22 protein-coding genes and 1 tRNA gene are annotated in these 26073 nt (G+C 68.6%); 7 read left to right on the top strand and 16 right to left on the bottom strand.

Annotated elements, in window-relative coordinates:
• Positions 1-47 precede the first annotated feature (47 nt).
• A protein-coding gene (locus ACZ4N4_RS39910) for an IS5 family transposase (protein ID WP_211294726.1) occupies positions 48-856 on the bottom strand; the annotation gives its coding sequence in 2 pieces (ribosomal slippage) (positions 48-506 and positions 509-856; 807 coding nt in all).
• A 110-nt stretch (positions 857-966) separates the two neighbouring features.
• Between ACZ4N4_RS39910 and ACZ4N4_RS39905 the strand changes: the two genes are divergently transcribed.
• Positions 967-1275: a hypothetical protein gene (locus tag ACZ4N4_RS39905; protein WP_467598288.1), complete on the top strand. Its 309-nt coding sequence runs from the start codon at positions 967-969 to the stop codon at positions 1273-1275.
• A 523-nt stretch (positions 1276-1798) separates the two neighbouring features.
• On the opposite strand, the gene ACZ4N4_RS39900 is transcribed toward ACZ4N4_RS39905, so the two are convergent.
• The 3 genes from ACZ4N4_RS39900 to ACZ4N4_RS39890 form a co-directional block, all read right to left on the bottom strand.
• Positions 1799-2563 carry a DnaB-like helicase N-terminal domain-containing protein gene (locus ACZ4N4_RS39900; protein ID WP_467598285.1) on the bottom strand — a complete coding sequence of 255 codons (765 nt, stop codon included), beginning with the start codon at positions 2561-2563 and terminating at the stop codon, positions 1799-1801.
• A gap of 863 nt (positions 2564-3426) precedes the next feature.
• A complete protein-coding gene (locus ACZ4N4_RS39895) occupies positions 3427-4242 on the bottom strand; it encodes a S1 RNA-binding domain-containing protein (RefSeq protein ID WP_467598282.1) in 816 nt (271 codons plus the stop codon).
• 213 nt (positions 4243-4455) lie between these two features.
• The gene (locus tag ACZ4N4_RS39890; RefSeq protein ID WP_467598665.1) at positions 4456-4662 is read right to left on the bottom strand and encodes a hypothetical protein; all 207 of its coding nucleotides are present in this window, start codon (positions 4660-4662) and stop codon (positions 4456-4458) included.
• A 139-nt stretch (positions 4663-4801) separates the two neighbouring features.
• Here ACZ4N4_RS39890 and ACZ4N4_RS39885 point away from each other — a divergent pair, with 139 nt between their 5' ends.
• The 3 genes from ACZ4N4_RS39885 to ACZ4N4_RS39875 all read left to right on the top strand — a co-directional run bounded on the left by ACZ4N4_RS39885 (position 4802) and on the right by ACZ4N4_RS39875 (position 8841).
• On the top strand, positions 4802-6076 hold the full coding sequence (locus ACZ4N4_RS39885) for a transcriptional regulator (RefSeq protein WP_467598280.1): 1275 nt from the start codon (positions 4802-4804) through the stop codon (positions 6074-6076).
• Between the two features lie 927 nt (positions 6077-7003).
• Complete coding sequence (locus tag ACZ4N4_RS39880) at positions 7004-7729, top strand: DUF4839 domain-containing protein (RefSeq protein ID WP_467598277.1); 726 nt, start codon at positions 7004-7006, stop codon at positions 7727-7729.
• 314 nt (positions 7730-8043) lie between these two features.
• On the top strand, positions 8044-8841 hold the full coding sequence (locus ACZ4N4_RS39875; protein WP_467598274.1) for a hypothetical protein: 798 nt from the start codon (positions 8044-8046) through the stop codon (positions 8839-8841).
• A 286-nt stretch (positions 8842-9127) separates the two neighbouring features.
• Here ACZ4N4_RS39875 and ACZ4N4_RS39870 read toward each other — a convergent pair whose 3' ends face one another.
• The 4 genes from ACZ4N4_RS39870 to ACZ4N4_RS39855 form a co-directional block, all read right to left on the bottom strand.
• Positions 9128-9871, bottom strand: coding sequence for an EamA family transporter (locus tag ACZ4N4_RS39870; protein ID WP_467598271.1), 744 nt, complete (start codon positions 9869-9871; stop codon positions 9128-9130).
• Positions 9868-10383: a YbaK/EbsC family protein gene (locus ACZ4N4_RS39865; RefSeq protein WP_467598269.1), complete on the bottom strand. Its 516-nt coding sequence runs from the start codon at positions 10381-10383 to the stop codon at positions 9868-9870. The genes ACZ4N4_RS39870 and ACZ4N4_RS39865 overlap by 4 nt, the downstream gene beginning before the upstream one ends.
• A gap of 389 nt (positions 10384-10772) precedes the next feature.
• Entirely contained in the window at positions 10773-13007 is a 2235-nt protein-coding gene (locus tag ACZ4N4_RS39860; protein ID WP_467598266.1) for an MMPL family transporter, read from the bottom strand.
• Between the two features lie 124 nt (positions 13008-13131).
• Entirely contained in the window at positions 13132-13740 is a 609-nt protein-coding gene (locus ACZ4N4_RS39855) for a TetR/AcrR family transcriptional regulator (protein WP_450765451.1), read from the bottom strand.
• A gap of 188 nt (positions 13741-13928) precedes the next feature.
• On the opposite strand from ACZ4N4_RS39855, the gene ACZ4N4_RS39850 reads away from it, so the two are divergent.
• On the top strand, positions 13929-17267 hold the full coding sequence (locus ACZ4N4_RS39850; protein ID WP_467598262.1) for a S41 family peptidase: 3339 nt from the start codon (positions 13929-13931) through the stop codon (positions 17265-17267).
• Between the two features lie 155 nt (positions 17268-17422).
• Here the strand turns inward: ACZ4N4_RS39850 and ACZ4N4_RS39845 are convergent, their stop codons facing one another.
• The 4 genes from ACZ4N4_RS39845 to ACZ4N4_RS39830 form a co-directional block, all read right to left on the bottom strand.
• On the bottom strand, positions 17423-17701 hold the full coding sequence (locus ACZ4N4_RS39845) for a hypothetical protein (protein ID WP_467598259.1): 279 nt from the start codon (positions 17699-17701) through the stop codon (positions 17423-17425).
• Between the two features lie 88 nt (positions 17702-17789).
• A complete protein-coding gene (locus tag ACZ4N4_RS39840) occupies positions 17790-18674 on the bottom strand; it encodes an SDR family oxidoreductase (protein ID WP_467598256.1) in 885 nt (294 codons plus the stop codon).
• Positions 18671-19627 carry an alpha/beta fold hydrolase gene (locus ACZ4N4_RS39835; RefSeq protein WP_467598253.1) on the bottom strand — a complete coding sequence of 319 codons (957 nt, stop codon included), beginning with the start codon at positions 19625-19627 and terminating at the stop codon, positions 18671-18673. The genes ACZ4N4_RS39840 and ACZ4N4_RS39835 overlap by 4 nt, the downstream gene beginning before the upstream one ends.
• Positions 19624-21153 carry a flavin-containing monooxygenase gene (locus tag ACZ4N4_RS39830; RefSeq protein WP_467598250.1) on the bottom strand — a complete coding sequence of 510 codons (1530 nt, stop codon included), beginning with the start codon at positions 21151-21153 and terminating at the stop codon, positions 19624-19626. The genes ACZ4N4_RS39835 and ACZ4N4_RS39830 overlap by 4 nt, the downstream gene beginning before the upstream one ends.
• 176 nt (positions 21154-21329) lie before the next feature.
• Between ACZ4N4_RS39830 and ACZ4N4_RS39825 the strand changes: the two genes are divergently transcribed.
• Positions 21330-21959 (top strand): MerR family transcriptional regulator, encoded by a 630-nt coding sequence (locus tag ACZ4N4_RS39825; protein ID WP_467598649.1) that lies wholly within the window; start codon positions 21330-21332, stop codon positions 21957-21959.
• 347 nt (positions 21960-22306) lie between these two features.
• Here the strand turns inward: ACZ4N4_RS39825 and ACZ4N4_RS39820 are convergent, their stop codons facing one another.
• Complete coding sequence (locus tag ACZ4N4_RS39820; RefSeq protein ID WP_467598247.1) at positions 22307-23131, bottom strand: exodeoxyribonuclease III; 825 nt, start codon at positions 23129-23131, stop codon at positions 22307-22309.
• Between the two features lie 57 nt (positions 23132-23188).
• On the opposite strand from ACZ4N4_RS39820, the gene ACZ4N4_RS39815 reads away from it, so the two are divergent.
• On the top strand, positions 23189-23677 hold the full coding sequence (locus ACZ4N4_RS39815) for a GNAT family N-acetyltransferase (protein WP_450765437.1): 489 nt from the start codon (positions 23189-23191) through the stop codon (positions 23675-23677).
• Between the two features lie 121 nt (positions 23678-23798).
• Here the strand turns inward: ACZ4N4_RS39815 and ACZ4N4_RS39810 are convergent.
• From ACZ4N4_RS39810 to ACZ4N4_RS39800, 3 genes are all read right to left on the bottom strand, one after another.
• Positions 23799-23872 (bottom strand) — tRNA-Ala (locus tag ACZ4N4_RS39810).
• Positions 23873-23975: 103 nt separating this feature from the next.
• On the bottom strand, positions 23976-25205 hold the full coding sequence (gene sepX / locus ACZ4N4_RS39805; RefSeq protein ID WP_467598243.1) for a divisome protein SepX/GlpR: 1230 nt from the start codon (positions 25203-25205) through the stop codon (positions 23976-23978).
• 184 nt (positions 25206-25389) lie between these two features.
• On the bottom strand, positions 25390-26061 hold the full coding sequence (locus ACZ4N4_RS39800; RefSeq protein ID WP_453564949.1) for a GNAT family N-acetyltransferase: 672 nt from the start codon (positions 26059-26061) through the stop codon (positions 25390-25392).
• Between the last annotated feature and the right edge of the window lie 12 nt (positions 26062-26073).

Raw genomic sequence — 26073 nt, 5'->3', positions numbered from 1 at the left:
CTTGATCATGGGCCTGTATCAGATGGAACAATGGCTAAGACGCCATTTCATTTGGTCAGTCTGCGGTGACATATGAGGGTTGCGGCGATGGCGGTGAAGGCGAGGAAGTGTTCCGGCTTGCGTTCGTAGCGGCGGTGCAGGCGTCGGCAGCCGGACAGCCAGGACACGGTCCGCTCCACGACCCAGCGGTGTCGGCCCAGGTGCCGAGATGACTCGATGCCTTTGCGGGCCAGGCGATGCCGAATGCCACGGGAAGCGAGCCATCGGCGCAGGTGGCGGTAGTCATAGCCCTTGTCACCGTGCAGCTTCCCGGGGCGCCTGCGCCGTGGGCCACGACGGGAGCGAATGGGCGGGATGCCACGGACCAGGGGGATGAGGGCCTGGCTGTCGTGGAGGTTGGCGGCGGAGATGCCGATCGACAGGGGCAGTCCCTGGCGGTCGACGATGAGGTGGATTTTCGATCCCTTCTTGCCGCGGTCGGTCGGATTCGGTCCCGTCAGCTGCCCCCTTTGAGGGCCCGGACGCTGACGGAGTCGATCGCGCACCGCGACCAGTCCAGCTCGCCCCGGGCGCCGAGTTCGTCCAGGACCAGGCGGTGGAGTTTGGCCCACACCCTGGCCTCGGTCCACTCGGTGAACCGCCGAAAGGCGGTGACCCCGGACAGGCCGAAGCCTGGCGGGAGTTGATTCCAGGTGCAGCCCGAGGTGGCCACGAAGATGATCGCCGCCAGCACCTCGCGGTCCCCGCGCCGACGATGTCCTCCGCCTTGCGGTCGGACCGGCGCCGGCGGCACCACCCGCTGAAACAACGTCCACAGCTCTTCCGGCGCCATCCGCTCGACAAGCGCAGCAGTCATCACCCCAGACTGCCGCAAGATCACGCCAACTGAAATGGCGTCTAAGCGCCTACCGGAAGCTCACCCAGGCACCCAGTGAAAGCGATGACGCGCATAACGAGAATGATCAAGTGATACGTGTGCTGCGCAATACAATTGAGCACCTTAGCGATGCACGTCTGACTGGGGCAACAGCACGTCGGGATCCCACGAATGCCAAGCGGAAGAATCCCAGCATCGATAAGCTTCCCGGCAGCGCACTCTTCCTTGGCTTCACTCCGGGCTACCACGAATACGCGTTCGGCCTAGTCAACCTCAAAATTGCCTTTGAGAAGGCAAGTAAATATGCAATGGTTGATACATCCCGAGAAGAGCTGGATTCCGAGCCGAGTGTTATCGATTTCGAAAACATGCTCTACGGCTACGATGATGAGTCCTGAAGAACGCCCCATAAACTCCCATGGGCCGCGAAACAACGGCCCGCTACACGGAAGGGCGCCCCGAGCAAACTCATTCTCAGCCCGCGATCCGGTTTACCTTAGTCACTTTGCACGTCACCTTCTGCGTGACCTGGTCCGAACCACCGGCCAAATTCTTCACCGTCTGGCCGGCTGCAACGGTCAGGGACAGAGCCGCGCCCTCCGAAACTCGCGTCCCATTCGGGGTGTCGAACTCGACCGTGACGCCATACGTCGGTGCTTTCGAAGTGTGGTTGCGAATCTACACTCCAGCCGAAGGCAGTCGGGTCGACAGTGCATGACGTGATCTTCGCGTCGACCGACGGCGAATGGCTGGGGCTCTTGCTCGTCCCGACCGCGACCGCCACCACGATCACGACGATGGCGACCACGGCCACCAGAGCTCCGAGGCACCCCCACAAGCACGCACGGCGGCGTACGCAGCCAAGGACCGCGGCGACTCCCGGGGGACGACGATGCCTGCCGCGCTCCCATGCCGCAGGAGTCAGGTCGATGCATCCTTTTCGCCCTGCCGACGCATCCAGCCCGGATGTAGTTCTGTGACTCGGTCGTACGCTCTCCGCGCTCTCTCGGGGTCTGAGGGGCGTTCGAACACCGCGGTGAGCAGCTCTTCCCGAGCCTTGGCGTCGGTCTGGACCTTGCGCGCGTTCAGGACGCCGAACTCCGGGAGACTCATCCCAGCCTCATAGGCGCCCTTGATGGCAACCTTCACGCAATCGAACAAATATTCCTCGCCACCGCAGAATTCAAGCTTTCCCCGACTCTCAAGCTCCGCAGCTACTTGAGGTACACCCACGGGTCTTCCCGCCTTGTGGAGATCGACGATCACCTCATAGATGAGCCGGTTTCGGTTGATGAACGCACCGGGAAGGAACGTGGACGCAACACCGTCGGATCCGGACTCGCGTTCGCGCGTGGGCGGTCGTTCTGGATCTAGGGGTGTCAAGATCGCAGTTGCAGCATGTGCTGCGTCCCAGAGGGCCTTGAAGCGGTTGACCTCCGACTCAGCCGCGAGGCGTGGTCGAGCCAGCTGAGCTAGTTGTTCGACAACCAACTCGACCACGCCCCACGTCGGCAGGTTGGGCTTGATGAAGGCGTGATGGATGTTCGTGTGACTCACGACCTTACCCACGGCCAAGTAGAGCTTGCGGGCTGAGGGGTACCCCGCCTTGCCATGCAGCGTGTGGAGCTCATGGTTGAAGGTGCGGAGCGGCCCCTCAGGAAGCTTCGGCCGTAGCCACTGCGCCACGCATTTTCCCCCGTCGTCTCCACCTATGTGACCTGTCCATGATGTCACCTAGCGTCATGTTGTGTCAGCAGCTGTAAAAGATCACGGTGGGCTGTCAGAAATCGTCAACCGAGACAGACCGCAGCTGACGCTGACTCCAAGTCGCCTACTTGGAGAGGTAAATGAATCTGATCAGCACGCGCACTCTTCTGCTCATGCTTGCCGGAGGCTTCACGGTCTACTTGGTCTTGAACCACGTGGCTTTGGGAGCGGCTCTCGGCGTGGCCGTTGCGGTCGTCACCCTCCTACATGAGCTTTTGGAGAGGTAGCCCCGAGGTTCCTCCGCTGAACCCGTCCGGGCACTGGGGGAGTTGCCTCAAGCAGTTCTGCCGATGGTCAGTCGCACGCAGGACTCGCGCGGTTCCCGGCCCGTTATTGGGGGGCCAAAGGGACAGGTGTGGGGCCCGTTCTCGGACCTTGGAGGCCCAAGTACGCCTCAGCGCGTTCTCGGGCCTCCACCGGAAGCGAGCTGCCAACCAAGCGGCCTCAGAGGCCCGGAAGGCCCTTCAGACCCACTCCAACCTCAGAGTCGATCTGCGACGGACCTCCATGGCCCGGCAACGGCGTTCGGCGAGACATTGACGGCTCAGCGGGGCATGCTTTCGAAGCGCCGACCGTTGGAAGGGCAGCCGCCACCTCGTCCTCACTGGCGCCCACCGGCGCCTCTTTCACCCGATGCAGGGACTCACTCACATCAGTGCTCGTGACCATCGGAAGCGGGCGCCTGACCGGCATTTTTCACCGTCAGCGGCAGCAACTTCTCACCGGTCGAGCCTACTTGTACCCAGATATCCATCTGGAGGCACGGTCCGAGCCGAAACCGCTCAAGCTTGTCGCCGAGAGAGCGACAGCCGGCGTCGCTCGCGGTCAAGGTCCGTGACGACAACCGTCAACTGATCGCCGACCTGTACGACATCCTCCGGCGCCGCCACAGGCGCCGAGTTCAGCTCGGACAGATGCACCAGGCCCTCGATGCCTTCGGCGACCTGTACGAAGACGCCGAACGGGACCAGTTTCGTCACCCGGCCGCTCAGCCTTTGTCCCACCACGATGCCGTCGACGAACACGAGGAAGGGGTCCCGCTGCATCGCCCGCAGGGACAGCCGAGCCTCCCCGTTCCATGTGTCGAACTGCAAGAACTCACACGACACCCGCTGCCCGACCTCAACGACATCGGACGCCGCCTCGAAACGACGCCAGGACAGCTCGGGATAAGTGATGAAGCCGACGCCGGGATACACCGGATGCTCGGGACCATCATCCAGTGCCACGAAGACGCCGAACCGCTCGATCGCCGCCACCGTGCCGGACAGGAGCTCACCACGACGAAGCCGCTTGAGGAACGCCCAGAGCTCCGGGTTCTCCGTGGCCGCCATCGACAGCCGTACCCGGCCCGCGTCGAGATCCACCGCGATCACCTCGCCGGCGACCCTCTGCCCGACCACAGCAACGTCGGAGAAGCGCCGACGCCACGAACCGTCCAACGGCCCCACCGTCCCGAGCGGCCGGTCGGTGGAGCCGTCCAGGAGCACCGACATCTCGGACCGAGCGACCGCTGCGACCGTCCCACGGCAGACGTCACCGACACGGATCGCCGTCAGAAACCGCCGGACGTCGTGTCCAGCCGACGTATCCCCCATGCCGCCAAGGCTCTCACGGAGAGGTCGCTAAACCCACTCCACCTCGGACTGAATGGCTGCACTACTCCCCGGCGCGGGCAAGGCGTACGGGAGGGGGCCAACGGCGCGTGCGGACGCGGACGCCGAGCACCCGCCGTGACCATCAGCGCAGCCACCTCCTCCTCACTCACCTCTGCCAGCGCCTCAACCACCCGTTCGAGTGCCTCGCCCACCTCAGTGCGTGTGACCGCTCGAAGACGGCGCCTGACCAGCGTTCTTGACCGTCAGCGGCAGCAACTTCTTGCCGCTGTTACTTACTTGTGGCCAAGTATTCATCTGCGGGCAGATGGCGCAGTCAAAGACCGACAAGCAGGCGACGGTCATCAAAATGTCGGGCGGCCACGTGGTAAAGGTCTGTGGACAAGGCTTGACGTGGGTCATCAAGCCGTGCTCACAACCCTCTACCGTCGTCGGCCGCCAGTCACCTGGTGCCTCGTAGGACTGTCTGAGCCACGCGGCGCCCGGCGTGTCGGGCCGGCCAGGAGGGTAGAGCTCCATCCGGAAGTGCTGTCAGCCGGGGGTGTATGTGGACGCGCAATGGTGGCTGGGCTTGTTCGGCGCGCTGATAGCCCTCGGCGGGTTGTATTACGCGTGGCGTGCACTCGACCAGGCCGTCGTCGGAGAGTCTCGAGCATCCTTCGTCAGGGACCGAACAGACCTCCGACAACGGTTCGGCCAGCTGTGTGAGGTGGCCGCCGACATGCATGTCCTCGCCCGCCCTTCACTGGAGCGGATTGGCGGTACTTCCTTGCTGTGGGAGGAGAGCATGCGTCCTCCGGCCCCTGTTCCACTGGCAGCGGTAACGTTGGAATGGCAGGACACACCGCCACCCGTCAACCTGCCATTACTCCGGGCGGCACGGCGCTGCCTGCCGAAGGAGTCCAAAGCGAACCGTTACGAGCGCTACTCCTCGGCCATGGGAGTTCTGGCACGTCCCGCCCTCTTCGAAGATCGCCCGTCTTTTCGTCTTGTGCAGACCGACTGGTCTCAGCCGGGAAGGCCTCGTTTGGTCTTTGGCAGCGGTCAGTACTTCGATCTCATCGATCAGAACGAGGCTGTGGCTCACGAACTTGCCGTGGCCACGAGACATGCCCCCGAAGAGAGGCCGCCCTGGCGAGCGGTTCCCATGCGCAGGCTCCTGGCCGACGATCCGCTTTCGCTCGCTGAACGAGTCGTACTCCCCGCCGTCGGCACGCTGACTCTACGTCGTACACCCGATGGCCAGGGCACATTCTTCCTTCTCTACCGAGGGGCCGGGCAAGTGGCCACAGGAGAAGGAACCTACGGGCCCCTACCCGCCGGTATGGTTCAGCCAGCGTCCTTCTCGCCCCTGGCACACCGTCAGGACCTGGATCTCTGGCGAACCATCATGCGCGAATACAACGAGGAGTTGCTCGGGGCACCGGAGGCAAGAGGAGACTCAGGCGCAGAAGTGGACTACGACCAGCCTCCGTACAGCTTGCTCAACGCTGCCCTGGCAGACGGCTCGTTGCGTGTGTGGTGCCTGGGCATGGCGTTGGAGCCTTTGAATCTTGCCGTATGCCTTCTGACCGTGGCGGTATTCGAAGCGGACGCATTCGACACGATCTTCGCTGAGGCGGTCGAGCGCAACGAAGAAGGCATAGTGGTCAGCGGGCCACGTTCCAACGGCACCATCACAGGTCTGCCGCTCGACGCCACCAGCGTCGGTGATCTTCCTTCGAGTCGTATGTCGTCTCCTGCTGCCGGTCTGCTCCAACTGGCATTGCAGCACAAGGACGTTCTGCTGTCGGACCCTGATCGCTACCAGGCCTGAGAGGTCTATGAACGTGGCTTGACATGGACCATCCAGCCGTGTTCACAGACGCTTACCGGTGACCGAGACGCTCCAAGCATGCTTGGCTGACGGCTCCATGGGAGGGGTACCGATGACCGATGTACCACAGACACACGAAGACGTCGTTGCTAAGGCGGTCGAGGCACTGGGCGGTACCTGGGACACACAGCGAGCCGTAACCACACTGCGTGACTCAGGGCATGAGCCGGCCGACCTGCGGGCCGCGGAAAAGGAAGCGCGGCGGGTTCTTCGCCGACTTGCCTCGAAGGGCGTGCTGGTGAAGATCGATCCCGTCCGGGCCATCTACAGATCAGCCGTCGAGGGCGGAGTACCAACGGCCAGAAACTCTGACCGTCCGTGACGAGTCCTCACGGCACCGTGCTCCCGGGCCGAGGCCGAAGCAGTGCCAACCAGCACCAGTCTCCGGTCAGTACGATGGCGCGCGACCGCCGGCGCCAACCTGGTGCCCCTGGTCTGTGCGGGCACACGCTTCGAGAACGGCATCCTGGTTAAACGGTGCGCGGTAGCCGCATGAAAGATCCGCGGTACTTGAAGAGCTGACCGACCGTGATCGAACCGGCGGGACGCCGAAGCTCGAGGCAAGCTCGGCGAGGTCACCTAGGAAGATCGCCTGAGCGGTCTCGCGGATGCCGGTGATAGCCCATCAGGGCGAGGCACGGGTCGCACCCGGTGGGGTGGCAAGTGCGGGATCGACGGTGCCCGGCGCCACGACCATCACACAGTAGCGTTCGACCCGGCGAGCCGGCTGGCCTCTGTCCGAGCGCTCCGTGGTCCGGATCGAGCAGTGGGCCGAGGGCGACCTCGGCAAGGCCGAGTTCCGCGCTGAGTCCCTTATGCTCGCGAAGCAGTTGGTATGAATAGCTCATTCTGGGGGCGTGGAGCCGTATGACCGACGAGATCAGGTACGAGTACAAGACCGTGCGGACAGTTCGCGGAACCGGCGGCTTGGTGATCTCTAAGATGCAGAAGGACGGCTGGGAGCTCGTGGAAGAGACCCAGGGCCCGCTTCGCTCCACCCTCAACTTCCGTCGTCCGAAAAAGCCGCTGCCGTGGCTCCTGATCGGCACTGCGGCCGCCGTCCTCGTGATCCTGGCCATCGTCATCGGCGTTGCCTCTGCACTCAGCGGCGGAGGCGAGAAGAAGGATGAGTCAGACAAGTCGACAGCCGTTGCGAGCGAGAAGCCTTCCGTTACCCCGAGTCCTGCTGCGGCCGAATCGGCTGCAGCTGAGGTGATCACGCCTCAGAACAACCCGAAATTCGCGGCACTGCTGAAGGCGGACTCATGCGACGGCGCCAACCGGGACTTCGCGACCAGACACAGAGGCGAGACGGTTGCGTTCAACGGTTCAATCGTGAACATGGCGCACCACGGTGACTACGGTACCCGCTACGACTTCCTCCTGGGCCCAGGCGACAAGGGACCGAACACGACGGTCGGCCCCGCCTTCAAGTACGAAGACGTCAACATCTTTGACCTGAAACTGACCGGCAAGAAGATCCCCGACACCGTCGGCGCGGGCGACAAGTTCCGTTTCGTCGCCAAAGTGGGCGAGTTCAACGCGGAACAGTGCATCTTCCTCCTCGACCCGATCTCCACGGAGGTCCGGTAGTCAGATGGGGCGCAGCATCATCAGCCGCAGCCCGCAGCACCCGCCGATCCACAAGTGGTGGCTGGTCCTGGCTGGTTGCAGTCCGGATGCAGTACCGTCTCGGCTTGGCTCACGGATCCAGTGCCTAGCGACGCGAGGCCATCCGACCTGGAACATCAAGTGCGCTGCAGGGGCTGTGAACGCGGCTTGACATGAGTCATCAACCGCGTTGACAGACCCTTGCTCGTCGCCGTCACCGAGGGCCGGAGGCGTGCGGACGGGCCTTGCCATGCTGCCCGGTAGCTGCCTCGGACCGTGCGTTAGCCTCTCGATCCATGTCTGACCTGCCGGATCACTCCAGTGCGACCATCGACGCGATAGTCGATCACGTCGGCCGCTCGACGCTTCCCTTCCAGCGAGCTCACCGGGAGGAACAACACGCGACGGCCTTCTGGTTCAACGACCTCGTGGAGACGACCTCCGAAGGCGAGGTCATCCGGCAGTACCTCGTGACCGCGAGTGAACCGGCACGAGTCGAGTTGGCCGAGTTCACCCTGCGCCCTGCACTGTGCGCACCCATGATGAGCGCCGAGAAGCTGATGATGCTCGACTTCGCGGAGGGGTGGACTCATCTCGGCGACCTGGGGGTGGCGGTCATGCCCTCCACCGGGCTGCACGCGCACGGCGCCCGCAAGGGCTGGCACTGGACGACCGACGAGATCACCGACGGCATCGCGGCCACGGAACAGGACATCGCCGGCCTCGGTGCGTCGCCGATCCCGGCCTATCTGCTGGGACACGTCAACGACGGGGACGGTTCCCGGGAGCAGGCTGTCGTGGTCGGCCGGATCACACGCTCAGGCGACGGCGGTATCCGGTGGATCGGAGACCTGCCACAAGGGTGCGTGGGCGCACCGGTATTCATTGGCGCACCCCTCGGCGAGGACAGTTTCAAGCTGGTCTGCGTCGGAGTGGCACTCCCCGCCGACGACCATCACACCATTGCCCCCTTCGACCGCATCCGCGCCGCCTTGAGGGCCTTCCCGCCGGGCAGCACGTCAGCCCCTGATGCTGCCGGAACCGGTCCTCGGGCAGCCGGGCGGAAGCAGCGCTGGTGGCGGCGACGCAGCTGACGCCGCACAGCACGCCGGGCCACGACCAGCCCTGAACACTTCGCCGGAGGGAAAGGGTTGTGAACACGGCTTGACCTGGCTCAAGTCGTCCTTCCTGCGGTTGCCTGCCGCTCGGGAGAGGAATGACGGCCTGAGCCAGGTCATGCGGTCGCGCTTCCGTTGTGGCTTGTGGTACTTCCAGCAAGGCATTGACTCCAGCGGTTGAGGCGCCATCGCTCGGGGCGCATGCCACAGGACATGCGGGATGACCTCATCCAGGCCTCTGACCAGCGAAGTTATTACCGCCTCAGCGAGAGTTGACTGATGACTCGCGCAGCGCGGCGACCGGCGCGAGTTCGGCGCGCGTCTGCGCCCACAGGACCAGTCCGTAGGCGACGACGGACAGCAGAGCGCCCAGCAGTCCCAGCGCTGCGAACGGGCGTGCCGCGGTGAGCAGTTCGCCGCGTCTGCGAACGAGGGCGTACGCCGGGATGGCCAGGCCCTGGAGGGCCATCAGCCAGGCGATGTAGCCGACCGGGGAACCCGAGGCGCGCACTCCCAGGCCGTCGAGGACGGTGTACGCGGCGATCGACAGGCCGGTGGCGAGGGCGGCCCCGATCGCCGCCCAGTCGGGCCTGCGGCCGCGCAGCCCCCACAGCGCGATCCCAAAGAGCCCGGCGCAGGACACGGCGATCCCCGCGGTCGCCAGGGCGTTGGGGACCTCGTGCACGAACACGGCGGCGAACAGCGTGACCATCAGCGGTGCGGTGCCGCGCGCGAGCGGATAGGCCTGTCCGAAGTCGCCGAGTCGGAAGGAGAGCATCAGCAGCGCGAAGTAGGCGACATGAACGACCGCGGAGGCGATCAGATACGGCCGTGCGCCGGCCGCCGGGACCGCCGCGAACGGCATCAGCAGCAACCCGATCAGCACGCCTCCGGCGGCGATCAGCGAGGAGCCGACGAGTTTGTCGGTGATCCGGTGGGCGATGGCGTTCCAAGTGGCGTGCGTGACCGCAGCGCACAGGACGGCCGTGGTGACCAGCGGGCTCACACGGAGGGCTCGCGCACGTCCACGACGGCGGCGCCGGCGTGCCCGACCAGGGCGGCGGGCGCGATCGGGAAGACGGCATGGGGGTTGCCGGCGGCGGCCCACACCACGTCATGCCGCAGCAGCGCCCGGTCGGCGAGCACGCGCGTGCGCGTACGGTGCCCGAACGGCGGCACACCGCCGATGGCGTACCCGGTCGTCTCCCGTACGACGTCGGCCTTGGCCCGGGTGACTTTCTGGGCGCCGAGTTCCTTGCGCACCAGCTCCACGTCGACGCGGGAGGCGCCGTCCATCAGCACCAGCACCGGCACCCCGTCGGCGGCGAAGATCAGCGACTTGCAGATCTCGCTCAGCTCGCACCCGATCGCCGCGGCGGCCTCGGCGGCGGTACGGGTCGCGTCCGGGAACCGCCGGATCCGGGAGGTAAGTTCCCCCAGCCCCAGTTCGTCCAGGGCGGCGGCGAAACGAGGATGGGCTCCGAAGCCCGCGGCGTCGGCGTCGGCTGTCGTCGTCATGGAGTGCACGCTAACCAGGCGGACGAAGTGACGGCGAATGGTTAACGCATGATCCGTGCCGGTCACGGGGTACGACCACGCGGGGAGGGAACCTCATGGAGATCACGGTCAGACCCACCCGCGCGGACGAGGCGGAAGCACTGACCGAGCCGGCGCCGCGGTCGAACCGGGTTCACCCGCCTCACCGTCGACGCGGACCCCACCACCGGGCCCTTCCGCCGGGCGATGGGCGCCGTGCCGATCGGCAGCGTCGCGTCGGGCTCCATTTACGGCCGGACGCTGCCCCAGCGGGCGCTCGCCCTCTCCGACCAGTTCACCGAGTACGGGAAGGCCGGTGAGGGCGCCCCGTCCCCACGGACCCTCACCGGCGGTCTTTCACGAGCCGTGTGTCAGGCGCGTACCAGCTCGCGGTCCTCGTCGTCCTTGCCGGAGTCGTCGCCGGCGTTCCTGTCCGACAGGGCGCGCAGGCCCTCGCCCTCGACGTCGACGTTGGGCAGCACGCGGTCCAGCCACTTCGGCAGCCACCAGGCGCGCTTGCCGAGCAGGGCGAGCACGGCCGGGACGATGGCCATGCGGACGATGAACGCGTCGAAGAAGACGGCGATCGCGAGGCCGAAGCCGATCATCTTGATCATGGACTCGCTGGAGCCGATGAAGCCGGAGAAGACGGCCATCATGATGACGGCGGCGGCCGTGACGACCCGTGCGCCGTGCTTGAAGCCGGTGACGACGGCCTGGCTCGGCTTCTCGCCGTGGACGTACGCCTCCCGCATCCGGGTCACGAGGAACACCTCGTAGTCCATGGCGAGGCCGAAGACGACGCCCACCATGAAGATCGGCATCATCGACATGACCGGGCCGGTCTCCTCGACGCCGAGCAGGCCGGACAGCCAACCCCACTGGAAGACCGCGACCACCGCACCCAGGGCCGCCATCACGCTGAGCAGGAAGCCGAGGGCGGCCTTCAGCGGGACGAGGATCGAGCGGAAGACCACGATCAGCAGGAGGAAGGCGAGGCCGACGACCAGGACCAGGTAGGGGATCAGGGCGTCGTTGAGCTTCTGCGAGACGTCGATGTTCATCGCCGTCGAGCCGGTGACCAGGACCTTGGCGTCCGTGTCGGTGGTGATCTCGGTGCCCTGGTCGCGGATCGCGTGGACCAGGTCCTCGGTGGTGGTCGAGGACGGCTTGGAGTTCGGGATGACGGTGATGGTCGCGGTGTCGCCGGTCTTGTTGGGGGCGGCCGGGGTCACCGTGACGACGTCCTTGAGGCCCTTGATCTCACTGTCGACCTTGTTGAACGCGGCCTTCGGGTGGGCGCTGTCCTTGGCGTCGACGACGACCATGAGCGGGCCGTTGAAGCCGGGGCCGAAGCCGTCGGAGAGCAGGTCGTAGGCGCGGCGCTGGGTGGTCGAGGTGGGCTGGGAGCCGTCGTCGCCGAGGCCGAGCTGCAGGGAGGTCGCGGGGACCGCCGCCGCGCCGAGGCCGACGACACCGAGCAGCAGGACGGCGACCGGCCGCCGTACGACGAAGCTCGCCCAGCGGGTGCCCATGTTGGGCTTGTCGGCGTGCTTCTTCTTCGCACGGCCGCCGCCGAGCAGCTTGCTCTTCTCACCGGCGGGCTTGATCTTGCGGCCCGCGAAGCCGAGCAGCGCCGGGATGAGGGTGAGGGCGATCAGGACGGCGATGGCGACCGTGCCCGCGGCGGCCACGCCCATCTTGGTGAGCATCGGGATGTTGACGACGGACAGTCCGACCAGGGCGATCACGACCGTCAGACCGGCGAAGACGACCGCCGATCCCGCCGTGCCGACCGCGCGGCCGGCGGCTTCCTCGCGTTCGCGGCCCTCGGCGAGTTCCGCGCGGTAGCGGGAGACGATGAACAGGGCGTAGTCGATGCCGACCGCGAGGCCGATCATCGTGGCCAGTGTGGAGGTGGTGGAGCCCAGGTCGAGGGCGCTGGCCAGGGCTGTGATCGTGGAGACGCCGATGCCGACGCCGATGATCGCGGTGAGCAGCGGGAAGCCGGCCGCGAGCAGCGAGCCGAAGGTGATGACCAGGACGACCGCGGCGATCGCGATGCCGATGACCTCGCTGGAGCCGGTCTCGGGCGTGGCGCTCAGCGCGTCGCCGCCGATCTCCACGGTCAGCCCGGCATCCCGCGCGTCCTGCGCGGCCGCCTTCAGGGCGTCCCGTGAGGAGTCCTCCAGCTCCATGCCGGAGACCTTGTACCTGACCGAGGCGTACGCGATCCTGCCGTCCTTGCTGACGGCCTTGCCCTGGTAGGGGTCGGTGACCGAGTCGACCTCGGAGCCGCCGGACAGTTCCTTGACGGTCTTCTTGACGGTCGCCTTGTTGAGCTTGTCCGTCATCTTCTCGCCGGCGGGCGCCTTGAAGACCACGCGCGCGGTGGCGCCGTCGGAGCTGGTGCCCGGGAAGCGCTGGTCCAGCAGGTCGAAGGCCTTCTGAGCCTCGGTTCCGGGGATGGAGAAGGATGTGTTGCCGGCGGCGGGGGCACTGGCCGCGCCGACTCCGGCGAGGGTCAGCAGCGCCACCCATATGAGGGCGACGAAGTGCCGTCGCCTGAAGGCGAGCCGGCCCAGTTTGTAGAGGAACGTGGCCACGAGGGCGTACTCCCGGTCAGGTCGTGGGGTATTCAGGGCAGGGGTGATCAACCCGGTGGGTGGCAGGGTTGATCGGCCCGACGACGTGAGCGAAGGCGTCAGGTGGGCCGGCTGTGGGGAGGGGTCAGCCGGTGGTGGGCGCGCCGAGTGCGGGGAGCACCACGGCGTCGATGTACGACAGGATGAAGGCCTGGTCGGGCGGCTGCTCGTCGATCAGGGAACGGGCGGCGAACCCGCCGATCATCATGTGCATCAGGAAGTCGATCGCCGGGTTGTCCGCACGGACCTCACCCCGGTCGATGGCACGCCGCAGCACCTGGTTGAAGTCGGCCATCTCGGGCCCGATCAGATGCTCCTTGAACGCTTCCAGGAGGTCCGGGTTGCCGTGGACCGCCATGGCGAGACCTCGCATCAGCGCGGAGTTCTGCTCCATCTCGCAGTCGTCCGAGCGCAGGGTGAGGGCGTGCAGATCACCCCGGAGCGAGCCGGTGTCGATCTTGCCGAGGCCCGCGCCCCCGGGCTTGTTGTGCCGTACCGCCTTGGCCACCAGTTCGGCCTTGCCGCCCCACTGGCGGTAGAGGGTGGCCTTGCTGGACTTGGTACGGGCGGCGACGGCGTCCATGGTGAGGGCGTCGTAGCCGACCTCACGGAGCAGGTCGAGCACGGCCTCGTACAGCTCGGTCTCACGCTCGGGCGTGATCCGACTGCGACGCGCCGTTGCGACCTCAGCCATGCCACTCACCCTTCCCTGTTCCCTCGGCACCTGGGTGCGTACATCCTGCACCTCGCTGCGTACATATTGAAGATACCCCGGGATCTAGAGAAACGAAACCGTTTCGTACGTGTGCTCTCTCACGTGCATCCGCCACGCGCGCGTGCCCACGAGTTGCTGGCCCCCTGTACCCGGAAAAGCATGGGGAGGTGAGCTATCTGCGCCTGCCGCATCTCCACGGTGACCTGTTGTGCTTCGTGGCCGAGGACGACCTCTGGCTGACCTCGCTGAACGCCCCGGGCCGCGCCTGGCGGCTCACCGTCGACCGCACCAAGATCGGCCATCCGCGCTTCTCGCCGGACGGCCGCCGGGTCGCCTACACGAGCTGGCGCAGTCTGGTGCCCGAGATCCACCTGGCCGACGTGGACGGCGGCCCGGGACGGCAGCTGACGTACTGGGGCAGCGCCGACACCCAGGTGTGCGGCTGGACGCCGGAGGGCGACATCCTCGCGGTGGCCTCGCAGGGGCAGCCGTTCTCCTATTTCACATGGGCCTACAAGGTGTCCCCCGACGGCGACCCGGGCCGCAAGCTGCCCTGGGGGCCGGTCTCCGACATCCAGGTCGCCGACGTGGGGGGCGAGCGCAGGGCCCTGCTGCTCACCGGCACCCCGCCGCACGAACCGGCCGGCTGGAAGCGCTACCGCGGCGGCGCCATGGGCCGGCTCTGGCTGCACGGGCAGCGGCTGCTCGCCGGGATCGGCGGCCATCTGGACTCCCCGATGTTCGTCGCCGGCCGGATCGCCTTCCTCTCCGACCACGAGGGCGTCGGCAACCTCTACTCCTGCGCCTACGACGGCTCCGACCTGCGCCGGCACACCGACCACGACGCCTTCTACGCCCGGAACGCCGCCAGCGACGGCACCCGGGTGGTGTACCAGTGCGCCGGCGACCTGTGGCTCGTCGACGACCTCGCCCCGGACTCGGCGCCGCGCAGGCTGGACGTGCGGCTGTCCGGGCCGCGCGCCGGGCGCCGCCCCTACCAGGTTCCGGCCGCCCAGCACGTCGACGGCGTCTCCGTGGACGAGACGGGCCGGGCCAGCGCCGTCGTCGTACGCGGCAGCCTGTACTGGCTCACCCACCGCGACGGCCCGGCCCGCACCATCGCCGACACTCCGGGAGTACGGGTGCGGCTCCCGGAGATGCTCGGCTCGACCGGGCAGATCGCGTACGTCACGGACGCCGGCGGCGAGGACGCGGTCGAGATCGCCCACCTGCCCCGGGCGAGCGGCGACCGCCCACCTCGCCGGCTGGCCTCCGGGAAGCTGGGCCGGGTCCTGGAACTGGTCTCCGACCCGCTGGGCGAACGGCTTGCGGTCGCGGCGCACGACGGGCGGCTGCTGTTGATCGACGTGTCCGAGGATGTTGAGGGCGACGGGGCGCCTGTTGATTCCATTGACGGTATTGACCACGTTGACGACGCTGCCCCCGCCGGTAGTGATCCTGTTGACGGCGCGGGCTCCGACGGCATGGTCACCGAGTTGATCCAGTCGATCAATGGTCCGGTCCGTGATCTGGCCTTCTCACCGGACGGGTCATGGTTGACCTGGTCGCATCCAGGCGTCGGCCGTTCGCTGCGGCAGATCAAGATGGCCCGGATCAGCGACCGGCTCATCATCGACGTCACCAACGGCCGCTTCGAGGACGAGAACCCGGTCTTCACCCGCGACGGCCGCTATCTCGCGTTCCTGTCCTGGCGCGGCTTCGACCCGGTGTACGACGTGCACACCGGCGACCTGTCCTTCCCGCTCGGCTGCCGCCCCTACCTGGTCCCGCTCTCCTCGGCGACCCCCTCGCCCTTCGCCCTCAGCCCCGACGGCCGCCCGGCGGCGGGCGGTCTGGACCCCGTCGAGGACGAGGAGCCCGGCGAGGGCGGCACGGTCACGGTCGAGGTGGAGGGACTGGAGAACCGGGTGACCCCGTTCCCGGTCGCCGCCTCCAAGTACTCGGCGCTGTATCCGGTCGCGGGCGGCGGTCTGGTCTGGCTGCGCTGGCCGATCTCGGGCGCTTTGGGCGAGACCTTCGTCAATCCCGCCGACACCAGCGGCCGGCCGACCCTGGAGTACTTCAACATCACCAAGGCGAAGAAGTCCGAACTCGTCGACCACCTGGACTGGTTCACGGTCAGCGGGGACGGCAGCCGCCTGGTCGTGGTCGACGAGGGCGAGCTGCGGGCCGTGCCGTCGACCGAGTCCGGCGACGCCGACTCGACCGTCTGGATCGACCTGCGCCGCATCCTGCACCAGGTCGACCCGCCCGCCGAGTGGCGGCAGGCGTACTCCGAGGCCGGCCGCCTCATCCGCGACTACTTCTGGGACCCAGGGATGTGCGGCATCGACTGGGACGGGGTGCTCGACCAGTACCGCCCGCTGGTCGAACGGGTCGCCTCCCCCGACGAGTTCGCCGACCTCCTGCGCGAGGTCCTCGGCGAACTGGGCACCTCGCACGCCTATGTCACCCCCGCCCGCCGCAACGAGGGCCCGCCGCACTACCAGCGTTTCCAGGGCCTGCTCGGCACCGACTTCGTTCGCCGGGACGGCCGCTGGACGGTCAAGCGGATCCTGCCCGGCGACTCCTCCGACTCCAAGGCGCGCTCCCCGCTCGCGGGCACGGGGATCCGGGAGGGCGCGGTGCTCACCCATGTCGACGGCAGGCCGGTGGATCCGGTGACCGGCCCGTACCCGCTGCTCGCGGGAGCGGGCGGTACGACGGTGGAGCTGACGTTCGTGCCGGGCGAGGGCGAGCCGGGGCCGGCGCGCCGGGTCGCCGTCCTCCCGCTGATCAACGAGCGGCCGCTGCGTTACCAGGACTGGGTGGCCAAACGCCGAGCCGTCGTTCGGGAGTCGAGCGGCGGCCGATGCGGCTACCTGCACATCCCGGACATGGGCGGCTCGGGCTGGGCCCAGTTCAACCGCGATCTGCGCCTGGAGGTCTCACGCCCCGCGCTCATCGTCGACGTGCGCGGCAACGCGGGCGGCCACATCAGCGAACTCGTCGTCGAGAAACTCACCCGGACCATCCTCGGCTGGGACCTGACCAGGGACGCGCAGCCGGTGTCGTACGCCTCCAACGCCCCGCGCGGCCCGATCGTCGCCCTCACCGACGAGGCCACCTCCTCCGACGGCGACATGATCACGGCCGCGATCAAACTGCTGCGGCTCGGCCCGGTCGTCGGCCAGCGCACCTGGGGCGGGGTCGTCGGCATGACCGGGCGGCATCGCCTGGGCGACGGCACGGTGATCACGGTGCCGATGAACGCGGCCTGGTTCGAGGAGTACGGCTGGTCCGTCGAGAACCACGGCGTCGCCCCCGACGTGGAGGTCCTGCGCACCCCGATGGACTGGGCGGAGGGCCGCCACGTGGAGATGGACTACGCGATCCAACTGGCCCTGGACCTCCTGACCGACCACCCGGCGGCGATCCCCCCGGACCACAGCGACGTACCGGACAGATCCCGCCCGAAACTGCCCCCGAGGCCGACGGCCCCTTGAGACGCCGGGAACCGTCCCAGCCCAGGGGGCGCGGGGAACTGCGTGAGCACCTCTACGGACCCGCACACGCCCCCGACCCCCCGGGCGCCCGAAAACGCAGGGCGCCCTCCGGATCGGAGGGCGCCCCACGTCATTCGGCCGAGCCGGTGCAACGACTAGGCGTCGTAGTCCTGGTCGAACCGGTCCTGCATCTCCTGCTCGGTGTCGTCGATGTTCTGACGACCGCGCTCAGGCATCTGCCGGCCACGCTCCTGCGTCGCCTGGCGGCCACGCTCCTGCGTCGCCTGCTGGCCACGCTGCGGGGCCTGGCCACCCTGGTGGGCCTGCTGGCCACGCTGCGGGGCCTGCTGGCCACCCTGGTGGGCCTGCTGGCCCTCGTGCATCTTCTGCTTGGCCTGACCCTGCGTCTTGCCGGCCTTGTCCTTCATACCCATGTGGGTTCACTCCCGTGGAGGGTGAGGGGATCGGCCCTCGGTGGGGCCTCGACCAGATTCACACGGGCGGACAACGCACGCATTTCGATCAGTGACGGTGCGTAGTGCGCGCCTCCTCGTCAGCCGCCCCACCTGCGCCGACGAGCCCGGTGCGCATGCCCTGCAAGCGGGGCGCGAACCGCTTCATCTCGCGCTGTCCGACCGTCCCGATCAGCGCCGGCAGGTACCCGCGCACGCCCTGCATCCCACGCAGCCACCGCTGCCCGTACACGTGCGCCGAGCGCCGCTCGATCCCGGCCACGATCCGGTCCACCGCCGGGCCCAGCGGATACGTCTTGTTCGCCGGCCACGGCAGCCGCTGCCGCAACTCCCGCATCACCTCGTCCTGGTCGGCGCCCCGCACCATGTCGGTGTCCGTCCAGGACAGGTACCCGACCCCGACGCGCACCCCCTGGTGGCCGACCTCGGCGCGCAGACTGTGCGCGTACGCCTCCACGCCCGCCTTGGACGCGCAGTACGCCGTCATCATCGGCGCCGGCGTGATCGCGGCCAGCGACGCTATCTGCAGCAGATAGCCCCGGCTCTCCGTGAGCACCGGCAGGAACGCGCGTGCCGTCACCGCCGAGCCGATCAGGTTGACCTCGATCACCCGCCGCCAGGCCTCGGGATCCGACTCGGCGAACGGACCGCCGTTCGCCACCCCGGCGTTGGCCACCACGATGTCGGCCTTCCCGAACCGCTCCTTGACCTCCCGCGCCACCCGGCTCATCGCCTCATGGTCGGTGACGTCGGCGTACCAGTACGCGCTGTCGGTGTGCAGCCGCCCGGAGACCTCCTTGAGCGCCTCCTCCTCCAGCCCGACCAGCGCGACCTTCGCCCCGCGCGCGGAGAGCTTGCGGGCGAGCAACTCGCCGACCCCGCGCGCCGCTCCGGTGACGACGGCGACCTGTCCTTCGAGACCGACCCTGCTCATGAGCCCTCCTTGATCCGCTCGGGCGCCTCGGCGCCGACTCGGCCGGGGGTGGCTGTCACATACGCGGTGACCAGTTCCCGGATCTTTCCGTTGACCAGTTCCGGCGCCTCGACCGGAGTCATGTGCCCCATGCCGGGCAGCTCGGTGAGACCGAGGGAGTGCGGCAGCGCCGCGGCCAGCGCGCGGGCGTGCACAGGGGGCGTGAGCCGGTCGGACGCGCCGCTGATGACCGCCGTGGGCGCGCGCAACTCCCGTACGCCGTCCTCGAGGTCGAGGTGCGCGAGGACGAGCGCCCAGGCGTGGCGCACAGCGCGCGGGCAGGCGTGAACGATCCGCGCGCACGCCTCCACCATGTGCGGGTCGGAACCGGCGCCCATGGTGGCGTACTTGAGGATGCTCCGGGCGGCGGGCGTGACCGGTCCGAGCGGGGCGCGCGATGCCAGGACGTGCGCCGTGAGCCAGGTGCGTACAGCCCCGGCGCGCAACGGTATGACGCGCGCCTCCGCCACCAGTCGTGAACTGCCCGTGCTGCACAGCAGGACCGCGCCGGCGTGTTCACGGAAGCGCGGGCGCGCGGAGGCCGCCATGACGCTCATGCCGCCCATGGAATGCCCGACGATCACGGCCCGCTCCCCGCGCGCGAGCGTGTGCGCGAGCACCGCTTCGAGGTCGTCCGCCAGCGCCTGGGTGGTGCACGCGGGGCTCGCGGGACTGCGCCCGTGCCCTCTCTGGTCGTATGCGATGACCCGGTGGTCGATGGCCAGTTCCCGTGTCTGCGCCGCCCAGAAGGCGGTCGAGCAGGTCCAGCCGTGGGCGAGGACGACGGGGGGCGCGTCCTCGGGGCCGTGCACCTCGACGTGCAGGCGCGCGCCGTCGGCGGAGACGACGGTGAGTTCACGCGCGGGCGCGGGCGGGGCGTACGGCCCGGTGGTCACATGGGTGAGCCGGCTCACGCGCCCACCTCCACACCGGACTTGGCGCCGTGCGCGCCGTCCTCGTCGCCGGCCAGGGGCGCGCGGACCACCTCGTACTCCGCGAGATCCACCCGCTGGGTCGCGCGCCGGAACTCCGTCGTCGTGCCGGGCCAGATGGTGGTGTTGCGGCCGCTCGCGTCCAGGTACCAGCTGGTGCAGCCGCCGGTGTTCCACACGGTGCGCTTCATGCGTTCCTGGACCTTGTGGTTCCAGGCGGCCACGGCGGCGGGGCGCGCGTCGAGGGCCGCACGCCCCCCGAGGACACGGAGCTGGCGCAGGTAGTCGGCCATGTAGTTCAGCTGGGACTCGATCATGAGGATCATGGAGGAGTTCCCGAGGCCGGTGTTGGGCCCGATGATCGTCATCCAGTTGGGGAACCCGGCCGCGGCGGCACCGCGCAGCGCCTCCATGCCGCCCTTCCAGGCCTCCGCGAGGGTGCGCCCGTCGGCGCCGACGACGCGCTCGGCGATGGGCATGTCGGTGACGTGGAAACCGGTGCCGAAGATGATCGCGTCGACCTCGGCACTGCTGCCGTCGGCGGCCACCACCGTCGATCCGCGGATCTCGCCGAGCCCGCTCGCCACCACGTCCACGTTGGGCTGCGCCAGCGCCGGATAGTAGGTGCTGGACAGCAGGATCCGCTTGCAGCCGATGCGGTAGTCCGGGGTGAGCCTGGCGCGCAGCGCGGGGTCCTTGATGGCGCGGGCCATGTTGCGCTTGGCGAGGCTCTCGATCAGGCCGAGTTCGTCGGGGCGCTTGGTGAACGCCTGGACCTGGAGTTCCCGGATGCCCCACAGGAACCCGCGCCGGGCCTGGGTGGTGAAGGGCAGCGTGCGGTGCACCCGGCGTTCGGCGGCGCTGATGGCGCGGTCCACGCGGGGCATCACCCACGGGGGCGTGCGCTGGAAGAGGGTGAGTTTCGCGACCTCGGGCTGGATGGCGGGCACGATCTGGATCGCGGAGGCGCCGGTGCCGACCATGACGACCCGCTTGCCGCGCAGGTCGTAGTCGTGGTCCCAGCGGGCCGAGTGGAAGACCTTGCCGGGGAAGGAGTCCAGCCCCGGGATCTCGGGGATCTTCGGGTCGGACAGCGGCCCGGTGGCGGAGACGACGACGTCGGCTGAGAGCGAACCGGAGGCCGTCTCGATGTCCCAGCGCAGCTTCTCCGGGTCCCAGGCCATCCGCTTGACCTCGGCGTCGAAACGGAGGTGGGGCCGCAGCCCGAACACATCGGCGACGTGCTCCAGATAGGCGCGGATGTGTTCCTGGCCGGAGAAGGTGCGCGGCCAGTCGGGGTTGGGTGCGAAGGAGAAAGAGTACAGGTGGGACGGCACGTCGCAGGCGCACCCGGGGTAACTGTTGTCCCGCCAGGTGCCGCCGACGCTGCCGGCCCGTTCCAGGACGACGAAGTCGGTGATCCCCTCCCGGCGCAACCGCACGGCCGCGCCCAGTCCGCCGAACCCGGACCCGATCACCGCCACCCGTACCTGCTCGTGCTGGGCCATCCGGAGCCTCCACACATCGACCATGATTACGCCAGTGAACGCTGGCACGATTGGACTGTAGAGCAGCTCCGTACTGATGGGTAGAGCCCGGACGGACGAAAGTTACCGGCGGTACAACATAGGCTTCGCATGTGGCAGACGACGGCGGACAGGGCGGCGAGGCGCGCGAGTACCGCATGGAGGAACTGGCGGGCCTGGCCGGCATCACCGTGCGCACGCTGCGCTTCTACCGCGAGCGCAAGCTGATCCCGCCGCCTCGCCGCGAGGGCCGTATCGCCTGGTACGACGACCATCACCTGGCCCGGCTGCGCACGATCTCGGCGCTCCTGGAGCGCGGCCACACCCTGAACGGCATCGCGGAGCTCGCCGAAGCCCTCGACCAGGGCCGCGATGTCGCCGACCTTCTGGGCATCGAGCCGACGGAGGAGGAGCCGGTCCGTCTCACCCCCGAGGAACTCGCCGCCCGCTTCGAGGGCCAGGTCACCACGGAGAACCTCGCCACGGCGCTGGACCTCGGCTACCTCGGCACCGACGGCGACGACATCGTCCACATCAGCCGCCGCCTGCTGGACGCCTCGGAGGCCCTGGTCCGCGAGGGTTTCCCGCTCGCGGAGGTCCTGGCCGCCGGCCGGAGCGTCCGCGAACACGCCGACGCCCTCGCCGAACTCTTCGCCGAACTCGTCCTGCGGCACGGCCCCCGGGAGGACATGGAGCGCCTGCGCCCCCTGGCCCGGAGCGTGGTGGAGGCGGAGGTTTCGCTGGCCCTGGACCGCCGGATGAGCAAGCGGGACCAGCCCTTCTCGTAAGGTGGACGGCCACAGCGTTGCGTCACGGGCGTCCACCGGAATCGGTCGAAGTCCCGTCCGTGCCGACGCCCGCCCGTCGAGCGCCCTTGAGGTCGGGCGCGACGTGCACGTGGCACGAAGTCTGTCCCGCCCCGGCCGCAATGCGCTCCGACTGGCTCGAGGCGTACACAGTCGACCGCTTCCAGGAGGCCACGTCGACGGAGGGGCCAGTCCCTCGCGAGCTTCTACTTGGAAGCGTCGTGCACGTCACTGTCGCCAAGGGCCGCAGCGGTGGCAGTCCCGCCCGGTGCCTCGGAGCGGACATCATCGCGCTTGACCTTCGCGCTCGGCGAGAACACCGGTCCACGTCACATCTCGAAGACCACCGTCACCGGAGCGTGATCCGACCATCGCTCCTCATGGCTGGCCGCCCGCTCCACGACCGCCTTGACGGCACGGGCGGCCAGCCCGGGGGTCGCGACGGCGAGGTCGATGCGCCAGCCCGAATCGTTGTCGAAGGCCCGCCCCCGGTAAGACCACCAGGTGTACGGCCCCTCGGCCTCCGGATGCAGTGCGCGTACGACGTCGACGTAGCCGCCGTCGGCCGGGTCCAGGACGCGGGTCAGCCACTCCCGTTCCTCCGGCAGGAATCCGGAGTTCTTGGTGTTGCCGCGCCAGTTCTTCAGGTCGGCCTGCTGGTGGGCGATGTTCCAGTCGCCGCATACGACGACCTCGCGCCCGTCGGCGGCGGCCCGCTCGCGCAGTTCCTTCAGGTGGGCGAGGAACGCGGCCATGAACCGGTACTTCTCGTCCTGCCGCTCGGTGCCGACCTCCCCGGAGGGGAGATAGAGGGAGGCGACGGTGACGCCGGGCAGGTCGGCCTCGACATACCGCCCGCTCGCGTCGAACTCGTCCGAGCCGAAGCCAACGCGCACACTGTCCGGCTCGCGCCGGGTGTAGAGAGAGACTCCCGCGCGCCCCTTGGCGGACGCGGGGGCGTGCACGACGTGCCATCCGCCGGGCGCGCGCACCCCCTCCGGGAGCTGCTGCGGCTCCGCGCGCACCTCCTGCAGGCAGAGCACGTCCGCGGAGGTCTCCGCGAGCCACTCCACGAAGCCCTTCTTCGCGGCGGCCCGCAGCCCGTTCACATTCACCGAGGTCACAGTCAGCACCAGGGCACGATACCGGCACACTGGACGGAGTCCCGATGTCCACCGCGCTTTCGCCTGCACGAATATACGATGCCTCACATGAATATACGTTCCGTTGCCTTCGATCACCCCGACGCCGTCAAGCTCAACGACGAGGTCCAGGCCGAGTACCACGTGCGGTACGGCGACGGGGGCGACGCCACGGCCCTCGACACGGCCGACTTCGCGCCGCCGAACGGCGTCTACCTGATCGCGTACGACGAGTCCGACCGCCCCGTGGCCACCGGTGGCTGGCGCAGCCAGGACGAGAACGGCGAGGGCAACGAGGACGGCGACGCCGAACTCAAGCGCATGTTCGTCGTCGAGGAGATGCGCGGCCGGGGCCTGGCCCGCCGCATGCTCGCGGCCCTGGAGGACGACGCCCGCGCGGCCGGCCGCCTCCGCATGGTCCTGGAGACCGGCACCAAGCAGCCGGAGGCCATTGCCCTGTACACCTCCAGCGGTTACGAGCCGTGTGTGAAGTTCGGCTACTACCGCCACTACGAGTCGAGCCGCTGCTACGCGAAGCCCCTGCGGGCGGACTTGTAATACGCGTCACATCCGACCGCCCCAACTCGCCTTCCGGTACCCACTGGGTCGCGGGTCGGGGCACCCCGGAAACGACAGAAATCCCGGCGATCGGAATGATCGCCGGGATCTCATCGTGCAGTGGACCTGTGGGGATTTGAACCCCAGACCCCCTCGATGCGAACGAGGTGCGCTACCAGACTGCGCCACAGGCCCTTGCAACGAGTGAAACTCTAGCATCCCCGTCGGGGTGCTTGGAAATCCGTTCCCTGACTGGTCAGGGACGGAGTCCCGGGAGGCGCCTCGCGCCTTCCCCGGGTCACTCGTTGGCCGCGCGCGGGCGCTCGCCGTCCTCGTACTGGTCGAACAGCGGCGTGCGGACGCGCTCGCGTGCCCGGCGCGCGGAGGCCGCGCGGCGCGCGTCGGTCCGGCCGTCCGCCGGCTTGTCGTCGGCGGCGGACTCCGCCGCCTCCGCCTCGCTCTCCGGCGCGACCGGCTTGGTCTCCTGCTCCGGCGCGACGGAGCTGGACCGCGCCGAACTCCAGGCGTCGGGCGCCCCCAGATCCACATCGGACGTGGCGCGGGGCGCGACCGGCGCGGTCACGTACGTCGGCAGTGGCACCGGCACCGGGTCCCAGCTGTCTCCGTGCCCGGGCCGCCGCTGCCGCTCACGCTGCTGGTCGACCCACTCGGCGTGATCGGTCTGTTCGACGAGAGCGCGCCGGTCAGCGGCGAGCGCGGACAGGCCGGGGTCGGTCTCGGCCCCTGGTCCCTCGTCCGGTTCGTCCGTGACCGCGCCATGGTCGAGGGGCGCACGCCGCCGCGGCTGGCGCTCCCGCAACCGCTGTGCGGCGACCTCGGCCTGACGCCGGTCCATGTGGTAGGCGAAGCGCCGGCGCTCCTGCGCGCGCAGATAGGCGATGTAGGCGCTGAGCATGACGGCGGGTACGCCCGGGGCCCACAGGAACGCCAACCCCCCGACGGCTGCGACGATCGCGCCCAGCGTGAACGCGACGAAGAGCAACACGGTGGTGCGTCGGCGGCGCGCGAGCGCCTTCGTACGCCGGGCGCGCGCCGCGGCCGTCTGCGCCGAGGACGCGCGCCGCGCAGCCGGAACTCGCTTGCGCTCGGAGGCTGATGCCGGGGCGGGCGTGGCGCCTGCCTGACGGGCCGCTGCGGACGGGGACTTGGCCGCCTGCGCGACCGCCTGGTCGCGCGCCGGTTCCTGGCGCCCGGGTGCCTCCGGCTCCGCCTCGGCCCGGACCTGACGACGGGTCGGAGGCATGGCGAAGGCCCGGACGTCCACCGAGTCGGTGACGGCGTCCGGATCACCGGCGTCCTGCTCCCCCTCAGGGGCGGAGCGCGCCCGCAGGTCCTTGGCGTATCGGCGCTCCATCCCCGCCCGTCCGGACAGCAGCCGGATGGCGGTGCTGAAGCGTTCCGTCGGACGGGCCTCGTTCAGCTCGTCCTGCCTACGGAGCCACATCGGCACCAAGTAGGCGGCCCAGGCCCCGACAATGACTGCGTAGATGAGGCCGCTGCTGCTCACGCCTCACACGGTAGAGGGGTTTGCGTGGGGCCATCTGCCAATTGCGTCGGTGTGTCGCACGATCTGGCTGATATTTCGAACTTTTTTTGTGACCGATGCGATCAGACGGCCACCGGAGCCGCGAATTCAATGCCCTGAGACGGTCATCAGTCGATCAATTTCGAACACGTATTCCATTTTCAGGCTAGCTGGGATTCCCTGGAGTGTTCTGCGGATTCCAGGGCACGTTCGGAGTGCCCGTCGTGCCCGGTGCCTTCGGCGACCCGCTCTGGGAGCGTTCCCTCCGCCAGCGGCCGAGCAACCCTTCGGGCACCTCTTCCGCGGTGAGGGCGAAGACGAGGTGGTCGCGCCAGGCTCCGTCGATGTGGAGATAACGCGGCCGCAGGCCCTCCTCGCGGAATCCGAGTTTCTCCACGACCCGGCGGCTGGGCCGGTTCTCGGGGCGAATGCAGACCTCGATGCGGTGCAGACCGACCGTGCGGAAACAGTGGTCCACCACGAGCGCGACGGCCGTCGGCATCACCCCGCGGCCGGCCACCGACCGGTCCACCCAGTAGCCGACGTGTCCCGAGCACATCGACCCCCAGGTGATCCCGGCGACCGTCAACTGCCCGACCAGGCGACCCTGGTACTCGATGACGAAGGGCAGCATGCGGCCCGCGTTCGCCTCCGAGCGCAGATGCCGGACCATCTGCCGGTAGGTCGGCCGGTGCGCGATCGGACCGCTGGGCGTGGGCGGCGGGATGGTCGCCTCCCAGGGGCGCAGCCAGTCGCGGTTGCGCCGGTTGACCTCGCGCCAGGCCCGCTGGTCGCGCACCCTTATGGGCCGGAGGACGACATCGCCGTCCACCAGCACGACGGGCCAGGA

Source organism: Streptomyces sp. NPDC026538, from assembly GCF_055567535.1.
The sequence above is the reverse complement of the archived record's forward strand: the minus strand, read 5'-3'. Positions and strand labels throughout refer to the sequence as shown.

Bases quoted from the DNA above. Each gene is read 5' to 3' on its own strand.
- ACZ4N4_RS39895 (WP_467598282.1), bottom strand. From the start codon at position 4,242: ATGGGGGATACGTCGGCTGGACACGACGTCCGGCGGTTTCTGACGGCG.
- ACZ4N4_RS39890 (WP_467598665.1), bottom strand. From the start codon at position 4,662: ATGACCCACGTCAAGCCTTGTCCACAGACCTTTACCACGTGGCCGCCC.
- ACZ4N4_RS39880 (WP_467598277.1), top strand. From the start codon at position 7,004: ATGACCGACGAGATCAGGTACGAGTACAAGACCGTGCGGACAGTTCGC.
- ACZ4N4_RS39875 (WP_467598274.1), top strand. From the start codon at position 8,044: ATGTCTGACCTGCCGGATCACTCCAGTGCGACCATCGACGCGATAGTC.
- ACZ4N4_RS39865 (WP_467598269.1), bottom strand. From the start codon at position 10,383: ATGACGACGACAGCCGACGCCGACGCCGCGGGCTTCGGAGCCCATCCT.
- ACZ4N4_RS39855 (WP_450765451.1), bottom strand. From the start codon at position 13,740: ATGGCTGAGGTCGCAACGGCGCGTCGCAGTCGGATCACGCCCGAGCGT.
- ACZ4N4_RS39845 (WP_467598259.1), bottom strand. From the start codon at position 17,701: ATGGGTATGAAGGACAAGGCCGGCAAGACGCAGGGTCAGGCCAAGCAG.
- ACZ4N4_RS39840 (WP_467598256.1), bottom strand. From the start codon at position 18,674: ATGAGCAGGGTCGGTCTCGAAGGACAGGTCGCCGTCGTCACCGGAGCG.
- ACZ4N4_RS39830 (WP_467598250.1), bottom strand. From the start codon at position 21,153: ATGGCCCAGCACGAGCAGGTACGGGTGGCGGTGATCGGGTCCGGGTTC.
- ACZ4N4_RS39825 (WP_467598649.1), top strand. From the start codon at position 21,330: ATGGAGGAACTGGCGGGCCTGGCCGGCATCACCGTGCGCACGCTGCGC.
- ACZ4N4_RS39815 (WP_450765437.1), top strand. From the start codon at position 23,189: ATGAATATACGTTCCGTTGCCTTCGATCACCCCGACGCCGTCAAGCTC.